Annotated in this window: 24 protein-coding genes; 7 read left to right on the top strand and 17 right to left on the bottom strand. The window is 33.7% G+C overall.

Annotated features, from left to right (window positions below; all coding sequences use genetic code 11):
• Positions 1-165: 165 nt before the first annotated feature.
• The 5 genes from HQN85_RS01135 to HQN85_RS01115 all read left to right on the top strand — a co-directional run bounded on the left by HQN85_RS01135 (position 166) and on the right by HQN85_RS01115 (position 5,319).
• Entirely contained in the window at positions 166-747 is a 582-nt protein-coding gene (locus HQN85_RS01135) for a nucleotide exchange factor GrpE (RefSeq protein ID WP_173268511.1), read from the top strand.
• Position 748: 1 nt separating this feature from the next.
• A complete protein-coding gene (gene dnaJ, locus HQN85_RS01130) occupies positions 749-1,918 on the top strand; it encodes a molecular chaperone DnaJ (protein WP_173268510.1) in 1,170 nt (389 codons plus the stop codon).
• Between the two features lie 181 nt (positions 1,919-2,099).
• Entirely contained in the window at positions 2,100-3,011 is a 912-nt protein-coding gene (locus tag HQN85_RS01125; RefSeq protein ID WP_173268509.1) for an ABC transporter ATP-binding protein, read from the top strand.
• A complete protein-coding gene (locus tag HQN85_RS01120) occupies positions 3,004-4,335 on the top strand; it encodes an ABC transporter permease (RefSeq protein WP_173268508.1) in 1,332 nt (443 codons plus the stop codon). Before HQN85_RS01125 ends, HQN85_RS01120 begins: the two co-directional genes overlap by 8 nt.
• Positions 4,336-4,413: 78 nt before the next feature.
• Entirely contained in the window at positions 4,414-5,319 is a 906-nt protein-coding gene (locus HQN85_RS01115) for a Ppx/GppA phosphatase family protein (RefSeq protein ID WP_173268507.1), read from the top strand.
• On the opposite strand, the gene HQN85_RS01110 is transcribed toward HQN85_RS01115, so the two are convergent.
• The 16 genes from HQN85_RS01110 to HQN85_RS01035 all read right to left on the bottom strand — a co-directional run bounded on the left by HQN85_RS01110 (position 5,320) and on the right by HQN85_RS01035 (position 19,340).
• On the bottom strand, positions 5,320-5,889 hold the full coding sequence (locus HQN85_RS01110) for a Maf family protein (RefSeq protein ID WP_173268506.1): 570 nt from the start codon (positions 5,887-5,889) through the stop codon (positions 5,320-5,322). It abuts the gene before it with no gap.
• Between the two features lie 74 nt (positions 5,890-5,963).
• Positions 5,964-6,359, bottom strand: coding sequence for a hypothetical protein (locus HQN85_RS01105; protein WP_173268505.1), 396 nt, complete (start codon positions 6,357-6,359; stop codon positions 5,964-5,966).
• 169 nt (positions 6,360-6,528) lie between these two features.
• Entirely contained in the window at positions 6,529-7,056 is a 528-nt protein-coding gene (locus tag HQN85_RS01100) for a KdsC family phosphatase (RefSeq protein WP_173268504.1), read from the bottom strand.
• Positions 7,057-7,118: 62 nt separating this feature from the next.
• Positions 7,119-7,364, bottom strand: a complete 246-nt coding sequence (iscX, locus tag HQN85_RS01095; protein WP_173268503.1) for a Fe-S cluster assembly protein IscX — start codon at positions 7,362-7,364, stop codon at positions 7,119-7,121.
• 58 nt (positions 7,365-7,422) lie between these two features.
• Positions 7,423-7,755 (bottom strand): 2Fe-2S iron-sulfur cluster-binding protein, encoded by a 333-nt coding sequence (locus HQN85_RS01090; RefSeq protein WP_173268502.1) that lies wholly within the window; start codon positions 7,753-7,755, stop codon positions 7,423-7,425.
• A gap of 42 nt (positions 7,756-7,797) precedes the next feature.
• Positions 7,798-8,556, bottom strand: a complete 759-nt coding sequence (locus HQN85_RS01085; protein WP_173268501.1) for a Rossmann-like and DUF2520 domain-containing protein — start codon at positions 8,554-8,556, stop codon at positions 7,798-7,800.
• 1 nt (position 8,557) lies between these two features.
• Positions 8,558-11,029 (bottom strand): heme lyase CcmF/NrfE family subunit, encoded by a 2,472-nt coding sequence (locus tag HQN85_RS01080; RefSeq protein WP_173268500.1) that lies wholly within the window; start codon positions 11,027-11,029, stop codon positions 8,558-8,560.
• Entirely contained in the window at positions 11,029-11,445 is a 417-nt protein-coding gene (locus tag HQN85_RS01075; protein WP_173268499.1) for a cytochrome c maturation protein CcmE domain-containing protein, read from the bottom strand. The genes HQN85_RS01080 and HQN85_RS01075 overlap by 1 nt, the downstream gene beginning before the upstream one ends.
• Positions 11,446-11,626: 181 nt before the next feature.
• Positions 11,627-12,265, bottom strand: coding sequence for a peptide-methionine (S)-S-oxide reductase MsrA (msrA, locus tag HQN85_RS01070; RefSeq protein ID WP_173268498.1), 639 nt, complete (start codon positions 12,263-12,265; stop codon positions 11,627-11,629).
• Positions 12,266-12,639: 374 nt separating this feature from the next.
• Positions 12,640-13,176, bottom strand: coding sequence for a hypothetical protein (locus HQN85_RS01065; protein WP_216847201.1), 537 nt, complete (start codon positions 13,174-13,176; stop codon positions 12,640-12,642).
• Positions 13,177-13,653: 477 nt separating this feature from the next.
• The gene (locus HQN85_RS01060) at positions 13,654-15,177 is read right to left on the bottom strand and encodes a hypothetical protein (RefSeq protein WP_173268496.1); all 1,524 of its coding nucleotides are present in this window, start codon (positions 15,175-15,177) and stop codon (positions 13,654-13,656) included.
• Between the two features lie 71 nt (positions 15,178-15,248).
• The gene (locus HQN85_RS01055) at positions 15,249-15,842 is read right to left on the bottom strand and encodes a Crp/Fnr family transcriptional regulator (RefSeq protein WP_173268495.1); all 594 of its coding nucleotides are present in this window, start codon (positions 15,840-15,842) and stop codon (positions 15,249-15,251) included.
• Between the two features lie 364 nt (positions 15,843-16,206).
• Positions 16,207-17,628, bottom strand: a complete 1,422-nt coding sequence (locus tag HQN85_RS01050; protein ID WP_173268494.1) for a Glu/Leu/Phe/Val family dehydrogenase — start codon at positions 17,626-17,628, stop codon at positions 16,207-16,209.
• A 144-nt stretch (positions 17,629-17,772) separates the two neighbouring features.
• Entirely contained in the window at positions 17,773-17,991 is a 219-nt protein-coding gene (locus tag HQN85_RS01045; RefSeq protein WP_173268493.1) for a CcmD family protein, read from the bottom strand.
• Between the two features lie 4 nt (positions 17,992-17,995).
• The gene (ccsA, locus tag HQN85_RS01040; RefSeq protein ID WP_173268492.1) at positions 17,996-18,652 is read right to left on the bottom strand and encodes a cytochrome c biogenesis protein CcsA; all 657 of its coding nucleotides are present in this window, start codon (positions 18,650-18,652) and stop codon (positions 17,996-17,998) included.
• 22 nt (positions 18,653-18,674) lie between these two features.
• Positions 18,675-19,340, bottom strand: coding sequence for a heme exporter protein CcmB (locus tag HQN85_RS01035; protein ID WP_173268491.1), 666 nt, complete (start codon positions 19,338-19,340; stop codon positions 18,675-18,677).
• Between the two features lie 70 nt (positions 19,341-19,410).
• Here HQN85_RS01035 and HQN85_RS15845 point away from each other — a divergent pair, with 70 nt between their 5' ends.
• Entirely contained in the window at positions 19,411-19,896 is a 486-nt protein-coding gene (locus tag HQN85_RS15845; RefSeq protein WP_173268490.1) for a methylated-DNA--[protein]-cysteine S-methyltransferase, read from the top strand.
• A gap of 91 nt (positions 19,897-19,987) precedes the next feature.
• Entirely contained in the window at positions 19,988-20,503 is a 516-nt protein-coding gene (locus tag HQN85_RS01025; RefSeq protein WP_173268489.1) for a DUF421 domain-containing protein, read from the top strand.
• Here HQN85_RS01025 and HQN85_RS01020 read toward each other — a convergent pair.
• Entirely contained in the window at positions 20,486-20,890 is a 405-nt protein-coding gene (locus HQN85_RS01020; RefSeq protein WP_173268488.1) for a hypothetical protein, read from the bottom strand. The genes HQN85_RS01025 and HQN85_RS01020 overlap by 18 nt on opposite strands.
• Positions 20,891-20,923 lie beyond the last annotated feature (33 nt).

The raw sequence follows: 20,923 nt of genomic DNA, 5'->3' as shown, positions 1-20,923 counted from the left end.
ATTAAATTTAAATTGACATCATAAATTTCATTGTCAGTCAGTCAGCCATTCTGTTCAGTAATACCTAATTAAAACTGACAGCATGGCTGATTTTTTGTATTGGCAAAACTTTTGAGTTTGAACATTTCAAAGGAATCCCTTTGGGAAAAAACACGAGTATACAACATGTTTAATAAGAAGAAAAAGGAAGAAGAACCAGTTATTAATAATAACGAGGTAGAGCAAGAAGCAGAAAACGCACAGAGCGAAGAAACTCAAGTTACAGATAGCGCATCTACAGAACCTGTAGCAGAACTTTCTGCAGAAGAAAAATTGCAGCAAGAAAATGCAGCTTTGAACGATAAATACTTACGCTTGTTTGCTGAATTTGACAATTATAAACGTCGTACGCAAAAAGAACGTGTAGAGTTATTGCAAACAGCTGGTAAAGATGTAGTGGTTTCGCTGTTACCTGTTTTAGATGATTTTGAACGTGCACTTAAAGCAACTGAAAATGCTACAGAAGTGGGTGCCATTCGTGATGGTATTATGTTAGTTCAAACTAAACTGAAAAGCATTTTAAGCCAAAAAGGATTAAAAGAAGTAGAAAGCATTCATACTGATTTTGATACTGATATACACGAAGCAATTACTAAAATACCTGCACCATCTGATGATTTAAAAGGTAAAGTAGTTGATGAATTAGAAAAAGGATATACGCTAAACGACAAAGTAATTCGCTTTGCAAAAGTGGTAGTAGGTAGTTAAGATGAGCAAAAGAGATTTTTACGATATACTTGGCGTAGCCAAAAATGCATCGGCAGAGGAAATTAAGAAGGCTTACCGCAAGTTAGCTATTAAATACCACCCTGATAAAAACCCTGATGACAAAGTTGCTGAAGACAAATTTAAGGAAGCAGCTGAGGCATACGAGATTTTAAGTAGTCCGGAGAAAAAACAACGTTATGATCAATATGGTCATGCAGGTGTTGGTGGCGCAGGCGGCGGTGGTTACGGTGGTGGTGGCATGAACATGGAAGATATCTTTAGTCAATTTGGCGATATTTTCGGTGGTGGTGGCGGCAGCCCGTTTGATAGTTTCTTTGGCGGTGGTCAACAATCTCGTGGTGGTGGCGGTCGTAGAGTAGCTAAAGGCAGTAATTTACGTATTAAGGTTAAATTAACGCTTGAAGAGATTGCAAATGGTGCGGAGAAAAAGATAAAAGTTAATAAACAAATTACCTGTAAAACTTGCGATGGTAGTGGTGCGAAAGATAAATCGTCTGTAAGTACTTGTAAAACTTGCGGTGGTAGTGGTGCAGTTCGTAGAGTAACTAATACTATTTTAGGACAGATGCAAACTACTGCAACCTGCCCTACTTGTCATGGTAGCGGACAACAGATTACTGCTAAGTGTAATGTTTGTCATGGTGAAGGAACTACACGTGGTGAAGAAACAATTACTATAAATATTCCTGCTGGAGTAAGTGAAGGTATGCAATTGAGCATGGCTGGTAAAGGTAACGCTGCGCCAAATGGCGGTGTACCTGGCGATTTAATTATCTTAATTGAAGAATTGCCTCATGATACATTAAAGCGTGAAGGCAACAATATTGTGTACGATTTACATGTAAGCATTATTGATGCTGCTTTGGGATATAGTGCTGAAGTTCCAACTATTGATGGAAAGGCAAAAATTAAAATTGAGCCTGGTACACAAAGTGGAAAGTTATTACGCTTAAAAGGTAAGGGTATTCCTGAAATCAACTCATATCATCGTGGAGATGAGATTATTCATGTGAATATTTGGACTCCGAAGGCGTTAAGCAGTGAAGAAAGAGCCATTTTAGAGCGTTTAAGAGAATCTCCTAACTTTAAGCCCCAACCTGGTAAAAACGACAAAAGTTTCTTTGATAAAATGAAAGAATATTTTGAATAAAAAAAGCCTCCTGATATAACGGGAGGCTTTTTTTATTCACGTTTAGTTAGCCGTTATAACATTAGTATTACCTAGCCATAACTTGCCGCAATAGTTAATACTGAAAGTTGTTTTCTAAAGATTAATAGTAACATTTTTTAATCGTACGCATCTTATATTTACTAACTAAACAACATCGTAAATGCTAAGCGTAAAAAATATTGTAAAACAATATGCATCGCACCGTGCCTTAGACCAAGTTAGCTTGGAGATAGAAAGAGGTAAGATTTTTGGACTTTTAGGTCCTAATGGTGCTGGCAAAACTTCTTTAATTAGAATTATTACTCAAATTACTGCACCTGACAGCGGAGAAGTTCTTTTTAATGGTGAGCGGTTGAATGCTAATCATATTTCGCAAATTGGTTACTTACCCGAGGAACGGGGTTTATACAAGAAAATGGAAATTGGCGAACAAGTTTTATACTTATCTAAATTAAAAGGTTTAAGCACTGCTGAGGCTACTAAACGGATTAAATTTTGGTTCGAAAAGCTTGAAATGGCAGGCTGGTGGAACAAAAAGGTTGAGGATTTAAGCAAGGGTATGCAACAAAAGGTACAGTTTGTGGCTACTATTTTGCACCAACCTGAATTAATTATTTTGGATGAGCCTTTTTCTGGTTTTGACCCTGTTAATGCTGATATTATCAAAAATGAGATTTTAGAATTGAATAAGCAGGGTGCTACTTTCATTTTTTCTACGCATAGAATGGAAAGTGTGGAGGAACTTTGCGATCATATTGCTTTAATTGATAGGTCTAAGAAGATTTTGGATGGTGGTGTGGACGAAATTAAAGCCACTTATCGTAATAATACGTACTGGGTTGAATATGAGGGTGAGTATAATGCGGCTAGTGCCAAAGGGATTTTTGAGGTTTTACAAACTGAGAATGTAAAAGGAAAAACTTTAATTAAAGTGCAATTGCAGCAAGATAAAACTGCTAATGAGGTTTTAAGTTTATTATTGCCTCATGTTGCTATTCATAGACTTGATGAGGTGATACCAACCATGAACGATATTTTTATTGACAAAGTTAAAAGACAAAATTATGAATAAGATTTTACTCATTATACGCAGAGAATATTTATCGAGAGTGAAGAAAAAATCGTTCATTATTATGACTTTTTTAACTCCGCTTTTAATTGCAGGAATTTATGGTTTGATTGGTTATTTCACTTATAAAGGCATTAGTGATACGCATGATAAAATTGCGGTAGTTAGTGTGAATAAGACTTTGAAAGATCAGCTATCATCAGACAAAAACATTGAGTATGATTATGTAAACAAGGGTTTGGATGAGATGAAGAAATCTTTGAAAAAATCTGACTATGATTATGTTTTGTATTTACCGGAATTTGATTTGAAAGCGCCAAAGGGAGTTGAATTGTTTGGTTCAAAACAGGCAGGATTATCATTAAATAGTAGAATTTCGAAAGATATTGAGGAGTTAATTCGTAACCAAAAGCTAAAAGAATCTGGCATTGCACAAAGTGATTTAGATCAGTTGAAAACATCGGTTGATATTGAAACGAAAAAGATTGCTGATACAGGAAAAGAAGAATCAAGCAGTGCTGGAGCAAGTACAATTATTGCATTTATTGCCGGGATATTAATGTTTATGTTCATTATGCTATATGGCATACAGGTAATGCGTGGCGTTATTGAAGAGAAAACGAGCAGAATTATTGAGGTGATGATTTCTTCGGTAAAGCCATTTCAATTAATGATGGGCAAAATTATTGGTATTGCTTTAGTGGGGTTAACGCAATTTATTTTGTGGATTGTTTTAACACTTACGATTAGTACTGTTGCTGTAACTGTTTTAGTTGATAAGGCTGATGTTAAAAAAATAGCGGCATCTGCACAGAACGGAAGTCAGATTACGACTGGCACACCTGCAGTTTCGGCGGCGCATGGGCCTATGATGGATATTCAGAAAAGTTTAGCAGGGCTTGATTTTGGTAAAATTGTTTCGGTATTTATCTTTTTCTTTATTGGTGGATATTTGTTTTATAGTGCTTTGTATGCAGCCATTGGTTCTGCGGTTGATAGTGAAACCGAAACCCAGCAGTTTATGATGCCTGTAATGATGCCATTGTTATTGGGCTACGCTTTATCATTAAGTGTGGTTACAAATGACCCTTATGGAAATATTGCTTTTTGGCTTTCGATGATTCCATTTACCTCTCCTATTGCCATGGTTGTACGTTTACCTTATGGTGTGCCTAATTGGGAGCTTGCTTTAAGTATGGTAATTTTAGTTGCTGGTTTTATTGGAACGGTTTGGATTGCAAGCAGAATTTATAGGGTTGGTATTTTAATGTACGGTAAGAAAACCACATTTAAGGAGATGTTTAAGTGGTTTACATATAAAAACTAACAGTTTTTGTAGGCATGGGAATAGGTCAAAAAAATGAATTAGATGGTACTACGTTATAGCATTAGCCGTTAAATTAATATGAAGTTAGCTGTAATAGATTTAGGGACTAATACTTTTCATTTGATAATTGCTGAGCAGAGTGCAAGTGAAATTCATGTACTTTATAAAACCAATCAGCCTGTAAAATTAGGGGAAAACATTACTGCAAACAACTCGATCATTCCCGCGGCATTTAAACGAGGCATAACTTGCTTAAAAGAATTTAGAGCGGAGTTGGATAAACATGATGTTGATGTTATTAAGGCAACGGCAACTTCTGGTGTTCGCAGTGCGAAAAACGGTTTAGATTTTGTAAAGGCTGCAAAGGAACAGGCTAATATTGAAATTGATATTATTGATGGTGATGAGGAAGCACAATATATTTACGAAGGTGTAAAATGGAGTGGGGCTATTAAAGGGAAATCTTTAATTATGGATATTGGGGGCGGTAGTACGGAGTTCATATTATGTGATGAAAATACGCTGGTATGGAAAAAGAGTTATAATATTGGCGCAGCTAGGTTGATGCAACGATTTTTTAAGTCTGATCCAATTAATGTGACTGATCAAAAAGCCATAATATCTCATTTAGATGAAGAGTTAAAGGCACTTAAAGTAATTTGCCATGAGTATAAACCTAAAACATTAATTGGCTCTGCTGGTGCATTTGAAACTTTTGCAGGAATGATTTCGCCAAAGATTGATATTAGTAAAATTAGTACAACTACCATTTCTTTCCCTGCTTACACTGAATTGGCTAATAATTTAATTAAGGCTACTCATGCTGAACGTGCAAACATGAAAGGTTTAATTCCACTTCGTGTAGATATGATTGTTATGGCAAGTTTGTTAACTAATTATATTTTGAACGAACTCGATATTAAAAAGATAAAACTTTCTACTTATGATTTGAAAATGGGTGTTTTGCAGAGTTTGAAAGCCTAATTATTTTAAATTTTCTAGTGCTTGATATAATTTCTCTGTTGGCAAACCCATTACATTAGTGTATGAGCCTTCAATGCGTTTAACAACTACTAATCCCCACCAATCTTGTACGCCATAAGCACCAGCTTTATCATATGGTTGGTAATTATCAATATAGAAGTCTATTTCTTCGTCGCTCACTTCTTTACAATGCACTTGAGTTAAATCATAAAATGATACTAGTTTATGATCCTTAATTAAAGTTACACCTGTATACACTTCGTGTGTGCGACCAGATAGTTTACGCAACATTTCCTGTGCATGTGCTTTATCGGTTGGCTTGCCTAGAATTTCACCGTCTAAGGCAACAATAGTGTCAGCAGTAATTACAATTTTATGTTCTGCATTTCCGAATGCTTTTGCCTTTTGCTCTGAAATATGCACTGCAACTTGTGCAGGCGTTAATCCTTCGGGATAGCTTTCATCTACTTCTTTCAATTCAATAGTAAATTCTAAGCCAATCAATCTCATTAATTCTTGACGGCGTGGAGATTTTGAGGCTAATATAATAGAGTGTTGCTGCTGGTACATTGTTTTAAATTTGCGCTAAAATAACAAAAGCGACCCTAAGTCGCTTTTGTTATTTATAAAATGTGATGGTTTAATTATTGACCGCCACCGCCTTGTCTTTCTTTCATTGCTTTTTCTCTAGCAGCTTTCATTTCATCTTGCCATGCTTTGTAAGCTTTTTTCTGATCTTCTGTTAAAACTGCGTTGATTTTAGTATCGTTGTCAGCTTGCATTTTTTGCATTTTAGCCATCATCGCGTCTCTATCGCCGCCGCCTGCCATCATTTCTTCACGCATTTTTTTCTGAGCTTCAGCTGCTTCTGTATAAACTACAGTTACTTTTGCTTTTTGATCATCAGTTAATTTTACTTTTTCATCTAATTGTTTAACTCTGTCTTCTGGAGTCATCATACGACGTTGACCACCTTGTTGTGCATTTACTGCGAATGCTAATCCTGCTACAAGCACTAATGATAATACTAATTTTTTCATGTTGTTTTTGTTTTTTACGTTGTTTTGAGATTTCTTGTAAGGACATAAAAATCCCTAGTTCTTTTAATTTTTGTATTTCTTAGAACGTAAAAATATTAGAAAGTTTAATTGATAATCTGCAAATAATTGTAACAATCTTAATCACTTAAAGAATAAGGTAATAAAATTTTTATTTGCTCGAATCGGCAGCAGAAGGATTAAGGTCAAACCAGTTTTGTTGTACCTTTAGTACCTTTTCTATTACATCTCTAACTGCAGCTTCGCCTCCTTTTTTTGGAGAGATATAATGTGAAATTTGTTTAATTTCATCTATCGCATCAAGTGGACAAGTGGCAATACCTACCAGCTGCATTACATAATAGTCTGGCATATCATCGCCCATATATAAAACTTGTGCAGGGGATATATTTTTTTCTTTTAGATAGACCTCAAAAACCTCAACCTTATCAACTACTTTTAAGAAAACATCGGGCAATCCTAAATTTTCAAAGCGTTTTGTTGTCGCTGCGCCCCCACTCCCTGATATGATGCAAATATTATATCCCTTTTTTAAAGCTAATTGCAGTGCATACCCATCTTTGATGTTAAAGGTGCGTAAAAGATCGCCAGATTCTGATGCAATCACAGTTCCATCGGTTAAAACTCCGTCTACATCAAAAATAAATGTGGTGATATTTTTTAGGTTTTCGAGAAACATATAGAAGTTAAAGGTTTAAAGTTGAAAGTTAAGTTTTTTACTTTATACTTTTCGCTATTAACTTAATCTTGATTATCTCTCCATTCGTAAACCCAAGCAGATTGAATTTGCTCTAAATGTCCTTCATTACTTTCTTCACGAGTACCTTTAAAACTAGGCAACGCAAGTACCCACTCTAATAATTCCGTAAACCTGATACGATATATTTTAGCTTCATTAAATTCATCACCAAATTTCTCGTATAATTCTTGAGCTATATCCTCGTGATCGTTCCAGTATATTGGTAATTCAAATTTATCGTTGTTCATTATAGGTTATTTATTATAATTGTTATTGCTAACTATAAACTGTTAATTGGTAACTGTCTTAATGCCCCAAAAATTCTGATTGATCTGGTATAGTTACTTCAATATCCCCATCTAAAACTATACACTGGCAAGCTAAACGCGATGTAATTCTCGGTCTTACGGCCCTATCAATAAAATCTTCTTCCTTATCTGATATTTCTTGAATGTTATCCATGCCTTTATTCACATAAATATGACAAGTACTGCATCCACAAACGCCGCCACAATTATGCTGAAGTTCTATCCCATTATCTAGGCAAATGTCTAAAACATCTTCGCCAGCTGCAATTGGCAGTTCTATTGGCGCTTTGCCTTGTTCTTCAAAATTTATCTTTAATTTAAAAATGCTCATAATTAGTTGCAAAAGTAAGGAGCGAAAACCGCAATTGTGCAATTATCTGGTTTTTTTAATGCTCTCACTTACTATTTTATATATTTCTAATAATTGTGGCTGTTGCAACAACAATTCTTCGTGTTTTTTTAATGTTTGTTCGTCATTTCTAACTGCCGGGCCAGTTTGCACTGTTAATGGCAATGCCTGTTGAACTTTCGCAGCTGTTTCTGTAATTAAAGGTCTTAAAATATCAAACTCAAGTTGATGGGCTTCTAAAACTTCTTCCGCCAATGCGTAAAAATGATTGGTAAAATTACATGCAAAAACTGCTGCTAAATGCAAAATTTTACGTTTGTTACTATCTATTTCTACTACCCGACTACTCAATTGACTTGCCAGTTTTTTTAGGAACTGTAAAGTGGCATTATCGTTTGCTTCTAAACAAAGGGGAATAGTTGTAAAACTTAATTCTTTATCCTTTGAGAAAGTTTGCAATGGGTAAAACACTCCATATTTTTTGCTGTTAGCTAAAATATTAAGGTGTACACTGCCGGATGTATGTGCAATTACTCCTTTAAAATGTGTTAACTGTTGTGCTATTTCTTCAATCGCATCATCTTTAACTGAAATTAAACATAGATCAGCATGCTCATCAATCGACGTTAAACTTTCAATTGCAGTAGCTTCAACTTGATCTGCCAGCAATTTTGCGTTTGTGTAATGATATGACCAGACTTGTACTATTTGCACATTTGCCAAATGCAGAGCTTTAGCTAAATGTGTAGCAACATTTCCAGCTCCTATAATTACAACCTTCATTTTAATTTGCTTTCAGTTCTTTCTTTCTTCTAAATATAGAGATTAAGAAACCGATTACCATTACAATTGTACCTACCCAATATAAGTTGATGTAAGGGAATTCGATAGATTTAAATACTAACCAGTCTTTAGCTTGCTGCGGTTTTTCATAAATCAACACTTCAAACTTCCCTTGTTCTGGTATTATTTTAGTAAATCTAATTCTCAATCCTAATTCTTCAATTTTTCTTGCGAAATCGAATGTGTTATTTCCTTTCACTAAAAATAAAGGTTCAGTTTTATAGATTTTACCGCTAACATTAATTTCTAGTGGCAAACCAACTGCTAAATCGCCAGCATCAATTTTTAAATCTCTTACTACTGGTTTATTATTGATAGGTTTTACAGTCAAAACTCCGCTGCTTACATGAATGGTATCGCCAACGCTTAGGTTTACAATTCTTGGTGCTTTATAGTTTTCTTCTTCAGAATGACCTTCGTGATCGCTATGTTCCTCTTCTTTTACAGCCGCACTTGTAATGTGTGTGTAAATATCAGATGTTAAATAATGTTTTGTATCTGGAGAAGCAATTAAACCCATTTTCCCGTTTTCTTGGATACTCGGATTTACTTCAAAATCTTCTTTTATTTTTCCACTTTTCGCATCAATTACTTTAAAATTAAGCTTGTAATACGTGTTCGGCGCAATAGTAGTATCACTGATATAAGTAACTGTATACTTGCCCATTTTCTTAGGCTCATTTTTATACAGCATGATATTTTCTCCAGGTTTAGCTGCTTTTTCGAAATCCTTAACAGGGATAAAGTTAGTTTCGTTTATAGAGATTGGATTACTTGTTGCAGCTGCTACTAAAGCACCTAATAATAAGATGGCAAAGCCGATGTGAGCTACAGCAGAACCAACTAATTTACTTCCTTTTCCAACAAATGCTGTAGATAATAATCTCGCATTAGAAAGAACTGCGAAAATACAGCTGAATGTTAGGAAGATATACATCAAATTCGTGTAAACGCCTGTTAGCCATGCAAAGCCGCCAGTTAAAACCAACGCAAAAACAATGGATGAGATTAAACTACTATAAAATTTTCGAGGATCTGTTCTCTTATATTTCAAAAATTGAGAGAAACCTGAAATTAAGGCAATTAATATCGCAAAAGGGGCTTGCCATTGATTGTAAAATCTAATTGCATCTTTAATTGGCGCATAGTTGGTACCAAAAGCTTTGTTGAAAACTGGTACTGAAGTGGCGAAGATAATATGAATACAAGATACTGTAAGTACTAAAGCACCGATAAACATCCAAAATTCGCGAGAATATGTTTCTTCATCTTTATGGGTAATTGGCAATTCATTCCACCTTCTGGCCACAAAATAAATAGCAATAATTAAGAAGATGACATTATAGGCTATTAAATGTCCGAACATACCTAAGTCTGTAAATGCATGTACAGAAGTATCTCCTAAAATACCGCTTCTTGTTAGGAAGGATGCATATAAAACTAAAAGGAAACTGATTAATACCAAAGCCATGGCGGTAAAGTAGGCATGACCTGTATTTTTATAGGCTATAATTACGTGTAATCCGCCGATTAAAGTTAACCAAGGAATAATTGATGCATTTTCTACTGGATCCCAAGCCCAAAAACCACCAAAGTTTAGTGCTTCATATGCCCAGAATGAGCCCATGATAATACCAGTACCCAAAATCATTACTGCAAATAAAACCCAAGGCAATACAGGTTTAACAAATTCTTTGTACCGTCTTGTCCATAAGGCAGCTATTCCGTAAGCAAAAGGAACCACCATACTTGCAAAACCCAAGAACAATGTTGGTGGGTGTATTACCATCCAATAATTCTGTAATAATGGATTTAAACCTTTACCATCGGTGATAAATTTCAAATAATTTCTAAAATTCTCTGGATCTGCAAAAATCACAGGGGCAAATGATTTTAAATCATCTGCTTCTCTTAGCAAAATGAAAGGAGAACTACCAATGCGTTGACCAAATATTTCAACTCCTAATAGCATAGAAGTTAAAAATACCTGAGAGAATGCAATTACAGTCATTACACCGTTTTCCCAAGTTTTTGCTCTCCAAATTAGAATTGTACCTAAAACAGATTGCCAAAATGCCCAAAGCCAAAAACTACCTTCTTGTCCTTCCCAAAAAGCAGAAACAATATAATATACTGGAAGTGTTTTTGATGAGTGATGGTAAACGTAATAATATTCGAAATAGTGGTTTAAAATTAGGAAAAACAAGGTTACTCCAATACCAATTACACTTGCGAAATTAACTATAAAACCTATTCTACCTAGTTTAACCCAAGATGTATCTTCTAAATTTTTGTTTTTTACCGCAAAGAAATAAGCGATAGTTGATAGTAGCGATGCAGCAAACGCTAGAACAATAAAAAACTGTCCAATTTTACCTGGAAGGAGGTTTTCTCCTATAAATTGTATATCCATTAAGGTTTCTTGTATTGTTTTACTTGACCGTCTTGATTTATTTCAACCAAATTATCATTGTATTTAGAAGGACATTTCATTAAAATTTTAGTGGCATAAAAGGTATCGTTTTCCATTTTACCTATTAACACTAATTTCTCTGAACGTTCGAAATCTTGAGGTTTAGTGCCATTTAGCACTACTTTTTTCACTTTACCTTTTTCATCTTTCATGTAAAAAGCAAAATGATTTGGATCTTTAAGCGCATCATATTGTGTGCCCTTACTTTTTTCCCAATGTCCCATTACATGTTCTTCTTTATTAGAAGAAGCTGCTTCCGTAAAATTAGAATAGGTATCAGTATCTGCATTTAGACTTACGAGAAAGCCAATACAGATGGCAATTGTAATTAAACCGATAATAGCACTTTTTCTCATGTGGGGTTTAAATTAAAAATCCAAGACCACAAAGATAAAAAAACTACCGTAGCAGGCTATCTGTAATGCACAACGTGACAATTAATTGATAGTTCTAATTTAAACTGTCCATTAGTCATAATTTCATAAGTATTTAACGTATGAACAATGAACTAGTGAATAATTAAAGCAATGAACAAACTTATTTAAACTCGTCTTTTAACAAGTTTGGAAAGGCTTTTCTTAGTTTTTGAATTTTAGGTCCACACACATTTACTACATAACCCTGATTTGGATTAAGTTTTACGAAATTTTGATGGTATTTTTCTGCAGGATAAAAAGTCGCCATTGGCTTAACTTCAGTTACAATTTGACCTGGATGCAATTGTGAACGGTTACTTTTTACTATAGCTGCTTCAATTTGTCTTTTCTCTTCTGGATTGCTATAAAAAGCTATGGAGCGATAACTAGTACCTATATCTGGACCTTGCCTGTTTAATTGCGTACCATCATGCACTACAAAAAAAACATCTAACAATTGGGCGAAACTAATTACCGAAGGATCATAAACAATTTGAACGGCTTCTGCATGACCAGTTGTTTCTGTATTCACATCTTCATATGATGGATTTTTAGTGGTACCACCAGCATACCCGCTTGTTGTTTTGATTACTCCTTTTAATTCTGAAAAACCTTCTTGTAAACCCCAAAAACATCCACCAGCAAAAACTGCCACTCTTTGAGTTTTTGAAACTTTAGGAACTTCGGCTTTTACTTTCTCTTCTGCATTGCTACAAGAGAAAAATACGATTACGAATAAGAATGCGATTAGATTTTTCATGCTACTTTTTTATACAATATACGCTTAGAAATGCTAAAAAGTGTCATGGATTTTACAGTTTTTGAAGCGCACTAATTTCAGGTAGTCCTAAACAACAGCTGGCAGGTGTGTTTTTTGATTTTACAATCTTTAATGGAATAATATAATAATCATCCATAAAATGTACCGTATTAAATATAATTAACTCCTGCTTCATTCACCTTAACAGAATATATAACACTAGTTATATTAGCATCTTTTCCTTTGTTCTTATACATGCAAGAAGCCAATAAAGCTATGACAGTAATAATATAGTTAAATTAAGGCACCTCATTTTCTGAAATTTTAAGACCTAGTTAATGTAGATTTTTCTATTAAAAACCCTGTTATGTATATTATAATAAATTAAATGTCAAAAAATAATAATAGCCACCTTGGTTCAATAATATCCATGTTAAAAGCTTATGTGTTTTAGGTTCAAAAAGTAATACTCCGATTGGTTCCCTTGGTCTCCTTTTGTCATAATAAGTTAGTGTAAATGGTAGAAATTTATTTAAATCACTTTCAGCTTCAAAGGACTTAAAGAAAGTTGGATTATCTTTAAACAATCTTGTTGGCGCAGCATCTAAATTTTCCATGCCCACAGAATCAACATAGTGGATCATCTGAGAAAACAACTCATCAAAAAATTTTGTCCTTTTTAAAATTTGCGTTTTTGAGGTGTCTGCTAATACATTATCAAAATAAACAAAATGTTTAAACACAAAATCTCTTTGGGCAGAATCGTAACCCTTATCTTTAAAGTGTTCAAATAAAGATTTTATTGTATTATAGTTCTTCTCTTCTTCTTCTGTAAAATCTTTTGTTTGTGCCAAACAAGGTGATGTTAAAACTAATAACAAAAGAAAGTTGAATACCTTTTTTAAATTCATAACTATCTACTTTATGGGAAAAACCAACCTAATTGACTAATTAGATTGTTATATTAATTTTTGGATTTTTTAAAAAACATTAATACTATTAAGAAAACATTAACTAGTGAAACTATAAAGAAAATTGATATTGTAAATGAAAGACATTTGGATACAAATTGAAATGCCTGAATTTGTAATATCAACACACAACCTAAGCTAACTAAGTTACTTTTTTTAGAATTTAGTTTATAATAATATGTTCTAAATAGTGAAAAAATTGAAAAATACAATGCAATGAAATAAATCATATCAATTAGTATTATGAACGTTTTATCGATATTTAGTGAAAATATATTACTTGATCCACTTATTACAGAAAAAGGTAACCATAGTAAATACATTAATACTATTCCTGATATTTTATCACCAGTTATAATAATTAATAAAAAAGAAATAATAAGTAGCAATTGGATTGCAAATCTAAATTTTAGCATATTAATTACAAACACCTGATTTTGCAGTTGCATTACCTTTAACTAATGAGATACTATTGTTACCGTAGCTTTTCATTAAAGCCAATCTATTATATAGTCCATTAGGGGTTTTTCCATAATTATACCCTAATGTGCCTACCCAATTTGGCACTTCAATCTTATTACTAACATCCCTTACAGCATTAAAAACATCCAATGCATAATCAGTACAATTATATTTATCAATATCATAACTCATATTTCGTTTCTCTAAAGCCTTACTAATTGCTAGTTGAAATTCGCCCGCTGTCAGAGACATGCTGATATTCGCATCATAATCATGAGCTCCATTGTCATTCATTTTGCTGCCTACAGGCCCTGTTGTTAAGCTCAAAATATCTGGGTCAGGGTAAAATCCAAAAGATTTCGTAACCATATTGGTACCATTTGTTTTTGTTAATGTAATAAATGCGTGCCCAGGGCTAGGTGGAAAACTAGAATAATTCACTAATTTATTTGGGTCTGAATTTACAGGTAAATCAGTTGATAATGTGATTGAATAAGTTGCCATAGTACTCGAGATATTATTAAAGCAGTTAAAAAGATCGCTTAAATAAATTGCTGGGTCTGATGAAAATTGAAATTCTTGTGGGTTATATTCATTGCTACTATTACTACCACCTGAACCGCCCCCTGGAGCCCCACCACCACCAGGATTCGTTGGTGGCACACCACCACCATCGCCACAAATAGTATGACCAACATATACACTATATACTGATTCACAAAATATATAATACTCATTAATATCAACGCAGCCAACCCCAAAAACCTCATAGATAGGAGTCTCAACACAGGTGGGCGGAAGCGCTTGACTTACTCGACCAGTACCAAATGAGGATTTTAGAGATTCTTGTTTATTTAAGCGGGTAGATTTACCAATTGATACCACATTTGTCATATTTCCTTGGAGATCATGGTACACAATTGTTCCAGTAAAATTTTGCTCTTTTTGAAGAAACGTATTTTTACTAGGGTTTGAAGATGTTTCTGCAAGATATTCATCACTATTAATAATAGTCATAAAATAGCCCTCGGTTTTTAATGCTGTTTTTATAAATAAAAGCTTGGTAATGCTCTTATTCGTTCTCATTTTTTTTCCATTAATAGGAACTTCGGTATTAAAGTTAAAAATTCCAGAACTCCTTACTGGCACCTCAACAATTGTGCTATCTGATGTTTGGTATGTTTTTGCATCTTTCCAATCTATACTAAGAGGATGATCTGCATTACTTGGGATCGTTTTGGTTCCTGAAGGGTCTAAAGAAGAAGTCTTATTTAGTATATGCTGTCTAAATAATGATGTGGTTAATGATTTATTATTAGTTTGGAGCGCAAACCATTCCTTAGTTTCAGATACAATATCCTTAGACTGGATCTCATTGCTATCTTTTTTACAGGAATTGAAAGATATCGTTAAAAATACGAACAGAACTGATGTTAGTTTTGATAGGGAATGTGTTTTGAATTTAGATGTTTGTTTCATAGAATTTTGTGATTAGCAATAACCAAAGGTACTTGCTTAATTCTACTCCGTTTTTGACAAAAGTCAAAAAATCAAATTTGTTTTCTAATTCTACTTAATGTTTCTTGAGATATACCTAAATAGGAAGCAACATGACCCAAAGAAACCCTATTTAATAACTTTGGGTTAGTTGTTAATAATTGCTGATAGCGTTGTTTTGCTGTTAGCATTCTTAATTCATTTGCTTGAATTTCATTGCGGATATAATAATACTCGGTCAGTTTTCTTCCTATAAAATTAAACTCTAAATATTTCTCATATAATTGATTTAGTTTTTCACGCCTTAAGGTGATAAAAGTGCAATCTTCTAAGGTTTCTATATATTCAAATCCTGGTAGGCCAGTAAAAAAACTATAAACAGAAATGAGCAGTTCATTCTCAACTAAAAACCAAGAGGTAATTTCTGTTCCTTCTTTATCTAAATAATATACTCTCGCTGCACCAACATTAATAAAATAAATAGTATTGCTTGTTTCACCAGCATTTAATAATCGTGTTTTCTTTTCAACGTGCATAATATCACTCTCATTAGCTATGGCTTTTTGTAGCTCGTCACTTAATGGGTAAATGGAATTAAAAACATTAAATAAGTTTTGATGTTGGGGGTATAATTTTTCATTAGGCATAACCTAAGATGAACAAAAATTTAGCTTAAAACAATAGTAAGACTAATTATATAGCCTTTTTTATTACAAAAAAATGATGATATATAATTTTAAATCCACTTACTATAATTGAATTTACTATGCTGTTCCTTTAGATTTGTTTTTATTATTAGAATGAGAAGAATGATAACTTGCTTTAATAGGTGTTGCCGAGTTTTGGCTCATATATCGAACAGGTCAAGACTAATTTAATAGAACGAAGACAATGTACTTAGACTTGAGATTACTCAAAACTAAAATTACTTAACCCCAATTGACATTAAAAATAATTTTAACAAGAAAAGCCCCAATAATTGGAGCTTTTCTTCTTATGAAATATACTGAACTATGGCCAAATACCTAAGTTCATGTAAGAAATTGCAATTTTATCAATAGAATTTACAAAAGCTGCTGTTCTTAATGTTTTCACCTCTGGTTTATTAATTAAAGTTTCTCTAATTTCTCTGTAAGAATGAATCATGGTATCTTCTAATCCAGAGTTTACCAATTCCATTTCAGAAGCACCTTTAACAATCATCAAACGGTTTTCATCAGGAATTTTCTTACCTGTTAAGCTTTCTAACGTATTAATTAAATTCGCATTAGAGTTTTCTGCATAACGGCTTTCCATACGGCCAAAAGCAACATGCGAAAGATTTTTTAACCACTCGAAATATGAAACTGTTACCCCACCTGCATTACAATACATATCTGGAATAATGATACCACCCATTTCAGTGAAAATTTCTTCTGCTTCTGGCGTACATGGTCCATTTGCACCTTCTGCAATAATCTTTGCTTTGATATTACGGATGTTAGCACCAGTAATTTGGTTTTCTAATGCTGCAGGAACCAAGATATCACATGGTTGCTCTAAACCTTCCATAGAATTTTTAAAGTCTGTTGCACCAGAAAATCCTAAAATTGAGCCTGTGTTTTTGCGATGTGCAAAAACTTCATCGATGTTTAAACCATTCGCATTATAGATTGCGCCTTCGAATTCGCAAACCCCTACTATTGTTGCACCAAACTCAGCTAAAAATTTAGCAGAGTGATAACCCACATTACCTAAACCTTGTACAATTACTTTTTTATCACCCAAACCAGCTTTTAAACCAATTTTAGCCATATCTTCTGCAAAAGAAACGCATTCACGTACAGCATATGCCACACCACGGCCAGTAGCTTCTTTTCTACCACGAATACCGTGTAAAGCAATTGGTTTACCAGTTACACAACCCAAAGCATCTAAAGAGCCAGGATTCATTGTCATATAAGTATCGGCAATCCAGCTCATTTCACGCTCACCAGATCCATAATCAGGAGCAGGAACATCAATACCAGGACCAATAAAATTCTTTTTGATCAACTCTGTTGTATAACGACGAGTAATTGTCTCTAATTCTGCAACAGAATAATTTTTCGGATTGATACAAATTCCGCCTTTAGCGCCACCAAAAGGAACGTTAACGATTGCGCATTTGTAAGTCATTAAGGCAGCAAGTGCCATTACCTCATCTTCATTCACCATATCACTATAGCGAATACCGCCTTTAGTCGGACTCATGTGATGAGAATGTTCTACACGCCAAGCATCAATTACCTCAAAGCCATTACCTCTGCGAATTGGGAATTGAAAACGATATACACTGTTACATGCTTTTATCTGAGCCAATAAACCTTCTGGATGTGAGGTAAATTGTGCGGCACTATCAAAGTTCTTACATACATCTGTAAAAAAACTTGTTTCGTTTGCTGTATTAGCCATTTTTTGTGTTTTATAAATTTGATTTTCTTCTTGTACGGTGCAAAATTGCATTAAAATAAACCACTAATGCAAGTGCAAATTTGCTTAGTGTAAGATAAACACCATTACAAAAAAGGTAAAAGGTTAGGAATAGGACGTTTAAAATTAGTTTTTGCTAGAAGATTTTTTTTCTAACATTTTTAATCTTTTGTCTAAAGAGAAGAGATAAATGATCAAACCAAGCAAAATTATTACCATTACAGCAACAACAACGTATATTTTTCCATCAGCACGTAAGGCATCAGCCATTTCTACATTATTGTTCTGAGCGAACAAATTCAGGGTAGTTACTAACATTAATAAAGTGAAAATAATTTTCTTCATGGCATTAATTTGTTTGATGTTCTATAGAGCGAATTCTAAAACGAATGGTATAAATCCAGTAACCTATCAGTATCCATCCTAAGCATGCTGGATAGAAAACCATACGCATACGGCTATCTAAATCGTAACTGTTAAAACCTGGATTACCTCCATTTCCTGGATGCAAAGAAGATTGTAAACGTGGTAATACGAATAATAAAACCACCATCATTGGAAAAGCAAAAATGTTATAAATAGCAGATATTTTAGCCCTTTTCTGTTCCTCATCTATAGCATTTCTCAGTACTAAATATGCAAAGTAGAGTAAAATAGATATCGCTGCAAAGTTTTGTTTAGGATCGAAACTCCAAAATTGTCCCCAAGTATATTTTGCCCAAACAGCACCGGTTATTAATCCTAAAACACCGAAAATAATACCTGCATTGATAGCTTCAACTGCTTTTAAATCGTACACCTCATTTGTATACATTAATGATTTAATACTGTAAAAAACTGAGATTGAAAATAATACTATCATTGCAAACCACATCGGTACGTGGAAATACAAATTTCTGATGGTTTCATTTAAAATATCTAAATGCGGAACACCTAATAATAACCCAGCAATTGTTGAATAAATTACTAAAACAGCTCCTAAAATTTTCCACCAAGATTTTTGCATTTTTTATATTTTGATTTCGTTTTTAATCTCGCCAAAGGTAAGGAAATAACAATAAAGACGCAGCCATTACCAATACATTTATCACGGCCAATAAGCCTATATCATCTAAACTTACACTTCTATCCAAGCCATCAATAGCGTTTTTCGCTAGTTTAATTAATACAATTAAAACCGGAATAATAATAGGAAAACTCAAAATTGCCATCAACATTCCACCATTCCCAGCTTTAGAAGCGATTGCTGAAACCATCGTAAATATGGTTGCAAAACTTAAACTTCCTAAAACTGTTGCCACTAAATACATTCCCATGTCAGCACCTGCTGGAAAAGAAAAAACTAACGTGTAAAATAGTAGTGCGATTAGAGTTAAACCTATCATTAACAAACTATTATACAAAGTTTTAGCTATAATTAAGGCTACAGGACTAACTAATGTATAAATATATAAATGCCTGCCTTTGCTTTCTTGCAAAAAGCTTTTGGCTACTGCATTTATAGATGCAAAAAGCATAATAATCCAAAATAAGGCATTCCATGTCAATTTTTCTGGAACACTTACAAAAGATAGAAAACAAACAAATACAGTTGAAACTACATACAGCAAAATGCCATTGAGCGCATATTTAGAACGCCACTCTAATAACATTTCTTTACGGATGAGTTGTTTAACTTGATTCGCAATTTGCATATCCGACAAAGATAGTTTTATTGCTAAATTGTTGTATTGTTAAATTGTTGTATTGTTGTAATATTGTGTTGTGGATCAAAAATATTGTAGCGTTGTAAAAAGTCCCGTTGGAGAGATAACTATTCTAGCGGATGATGTTGCTGTAAATGTGATTACATTTGCTGAAAGAGAAACCGCTGGATTAACAGAAAACGAAATCACCAAAACCGCTGCGCAGCAATTAAAATCGTATTTTGAAGGAGATTTAAAAGAATTCACATTTCCAATTCATCAATCTGGTACTGATTTTCAACAGCAGGTATGGCATAATTTATCTAAAATACCTTATGCTGAAACTGTTTCATATGCTAAATTTTCTGCTCATCAACCTTTGGCTATTCGAGCGATCGCAGCGGCAAATGGAAAAAATAATATCGCAATAGTTGTTCCTTGTCACAGAGTGATTGGAAGTGATGGTAAATTAGTAGGTTATGCTGGTGGTTTATGGCGAAAGCAATGGCTATTGCAACATGAACGAGAAGTTGCTCAGAAAGGGCAAACAGAGTTGAAGTTTTAAGAAGTCGGAAGTTATCAGTCAGGAAGACCGAAAGATTTGGTTTTCGATCTATACATTAATCGTAAATCGTAATTTTAAATCAAAAATTAAAATGAATCCTTATTTAGATATCGCACTGCGAAGTTTAGCTGTCTATGTTTTTATGTTGACTGCTATTCGATTAACAGGCAAAAAAGAGTTTTCGCAATTAAATACTATTGATGTGGTGTTGATTTTATTGATTAGCAATGCAGTACAAAATGCAATGGTGGGTAACAATACAAGTTTACTAGGCGGATTGGCTGCAGCTGCTGTGCTCTTTATTTTAAATTATGCTCTGAAGAAATTAATGTTCAACAATAAAGGCATCCGTGAATTCATTTCTCAACGTCCCGAAATTTTAATTCACGACGGTAAATTAGATTTTAAAAAACTAAGCCATTTAGGCATTAGCGATGATGAATTAAAAGAAGCCATGCGAGAACATGGTGTTGAACATTACAAAGATGTGAAACTTGCCATTTTTGAAGTAGATGGTAATATTAGCATAATTACAGGAAATAAAACCTTAAAACAAACACATTATAAACGTAAAAAAGCACACAAAACCTTAACTGCTGGTGGTTAAAACTTCTTTTTTTACGCTAGTGATTAACAATAAAACCGCAACTAACAAAACAATCCATCCCCATTGGTAATGAATAGTTTTTGCTAAAACTTTATCAAAAAACTTAGAGCCAAAATAATTGTTCGATTTAAAATAAACCGCAGCAGCCATTAATAAACTCCAAACAAATAACACGAAAGTGAGTACTCTAAATGCTTTCAGTTGTCTTAAAAATAAACATAAAGAGGTTAAAGCAAGAATTGCAAAAGTAATTAGAAATAGACGTTGATCTGTTTGATATAAATTCCAATTTCCCTTTAAAGGCACTTTAATAATTGGAGAAACTCCTGCGGCAATTACCGCTAGAATTAAGCCTAAATAAGCATTTGTTTTTTTTACAATTAACATTTTTATTATAATTAATCCTTCGACAAGCTCAGG

Origin of the sequence: Pedobacter boryungensis, from assembly GCF_013204825.1 — a bacterium.
Lineage (GTDB): Bacteria > Bacteroidota > Bacteroidia > Sphingobacteriales > Sphingobacteriaceae > Pedobacter > Pedobacter boryungensis.
Note: the sequence above shows the minus strand (reverse complement) of the source record. Positions and strands in the feature narration are given on the sequence as shown.

What these genes read in the sequence shown, in the direction of transcription:
- HQN85_RS01125 (WP_173268509.1), top strand. Translation starts at nt 2,100, where the DNA reads ATGCTAAGCGTAAAAAATATTGTAAAACAATATGCATCGCACCGTGCC.
- ccsA (WP_173268492.1), bottom strand. Translation starts at nt 18,652, where the DNA reads ATGCAAAAATCTTGGTGGAAAATTTTAGGAGCTGTTTTAGTAATTTAT.
- iscX (WP_173268503.1), bottom strand. Translation starts at nt 7,364, where the DNA reads ATGAACAACGATAAATTTGAATTACCAATATACTGGAACGATCACGAG.
- HQN85_RS01105 (WP_173268505.1), bottom strand. Translation starts at nt 6,359, where the DNA reads ATGAAAAAATTAGTATTATCATTAGTGCTTGTAGCAGGATTAGCATTC.
- HQN85_RS01120 (WP_173268508.1), top strand. Translation starts at nt 3,004, where the DNA reads ATGAATAAGATTTTACTCATTATACGCAGAGAATATTTATCGAGAGTG.
- HQN85_RS01075 (WP_173268499.1), bottom strand. Translation starts at nt 11,445, where the DNA reads ATGAGAAAAAGTGCTATTATCGGTTTAATTACAATTGCCATCTGTATT.
- HQN85_RS01045 (WP_173268493.1), bottom strand. Translation starts at nt 17,991, where the DNA reads ATGAAGAAAATTATTTTCACTTTATTAATGTTAGTAACTACCCTGAAT.
- HQN85_RS01085 (WP_173268501.1), bottom strand. Translation starts at nt 8,556, where the DNA reads ATGAAGGTTGTAATTATAGGAGCTGGAAATGTTGCTACACATTTAGCT.
- HQN85_RS01115 (WP_173268507.1), top strand. Translation starts at nt 4,414, where the DNA reads ATGAAGTTAGCTGTAATAGATTTAGGGACTAATACTTTTCATTTGATA.
- HQN85_RS01020 (WP_173268488.1), bottom strand. Translation starts at nt 20,890, where the DNA reads ATGTTAATTGTAAAAAAAACAAATGCTTATTTAGGCTTAATTCTAGCG.
- HQN85_RS01135 (WP_173268511.1), top strand. Translation starts at nt 166, where the DNA reads ATGTTTAATAAGAAGAAAAAGGAAGAAGAACCAGTTATTAATAATAAC.
- HQN85_RS01110 (WP_173268506.1), bottom strand. Translation starts at nt 5,889, where the DNA reads ATGTACCAGCAGCAACACTCTATTATATTAGCCTCAAAATCTCCACGC.
- HQN85_RS01050 (WP_173268494.1), bottom strand. Translation starts at nt 17,628, where the DNA reads ATGGCTAATACAGCAAACGAAACAAGTTTTTTTACAGATGTATGTAAG.
- HQN85_RS01100 (WP_173268504.1), bottom strand. Translation starts at nt 7,056, where the DNA reads ATGTTTCTCGAAAACCTAAAAAATATCACCACATTTATTTTTGATGTA.
- HQN85_RS01060 (WP_173268496.1), bottom strand. Translation starts at nt 15,177, where the DNA reads ATGAAACAAACATCTAAATTCAAAACACATTCCCTATCAAAACTAACA.
- HQN85_RS01055 (WP_173268495.1), bottom strand. Translation starts at nt 15,842, where the DNA reads ATGCCTAATGAAAAATTATACCCCCAACATCAAAACTTATTTAATGTT.
- HQN85_RS01090 (WP_173268502.1), bottom strand. Translation starts at nt 7,755, where the DNA reads ATGAGCATTTTTAAATTAAAGATAAATTTTGAAGAACAAGGCAAAGCG.
- dnaJ (WP_173268510.1), top strand. Translation starts at nt 749, where the DNA reads ATGAGCAAAAGAGATTTTTACGATATACTTGGCGTAGCCAAAAATGCA.
- HQN85_RS01025 (WP_173268489.1), top strand. Translation starts at nt 19,988, where the DNA reads ATGAATCCTTATTTAGATATCGCACTGCGAAGTTTAGCTGTCTATGTT.
- HQN85_RS01035 (WP_173268491.1), bottom strand. Translation starts at nt 19,340, where the DNA reads ATGCAAATTGCGAATCAAGTTAAACAACTCATCCGTAAAGAAATGTTA.
- msrA (WP_173268498.1), bottom strand. Translation starts at nt 12,265, where the DNA reads ATGAAAAATCTAATCGCATTCTTATTCGTAATCGTATTTTTCTCTTGT.
- HQN85_RS01065 (WP_216847201.1), bottom strand. Translation starts at nt 13,176, where the DNA reads ATGAATTTAAAAAAGGTATTCAACTTTCTTTTGTTATTAGTTTTAACA.
- HQN85_RS01080 (WP_173268500.1), bottom strand. Translation starts at nt 11,029, where the DNA reads ATGGATATACAATTTATAGGAGAAAACCTCCTTCCAGGTAAAATTGGA.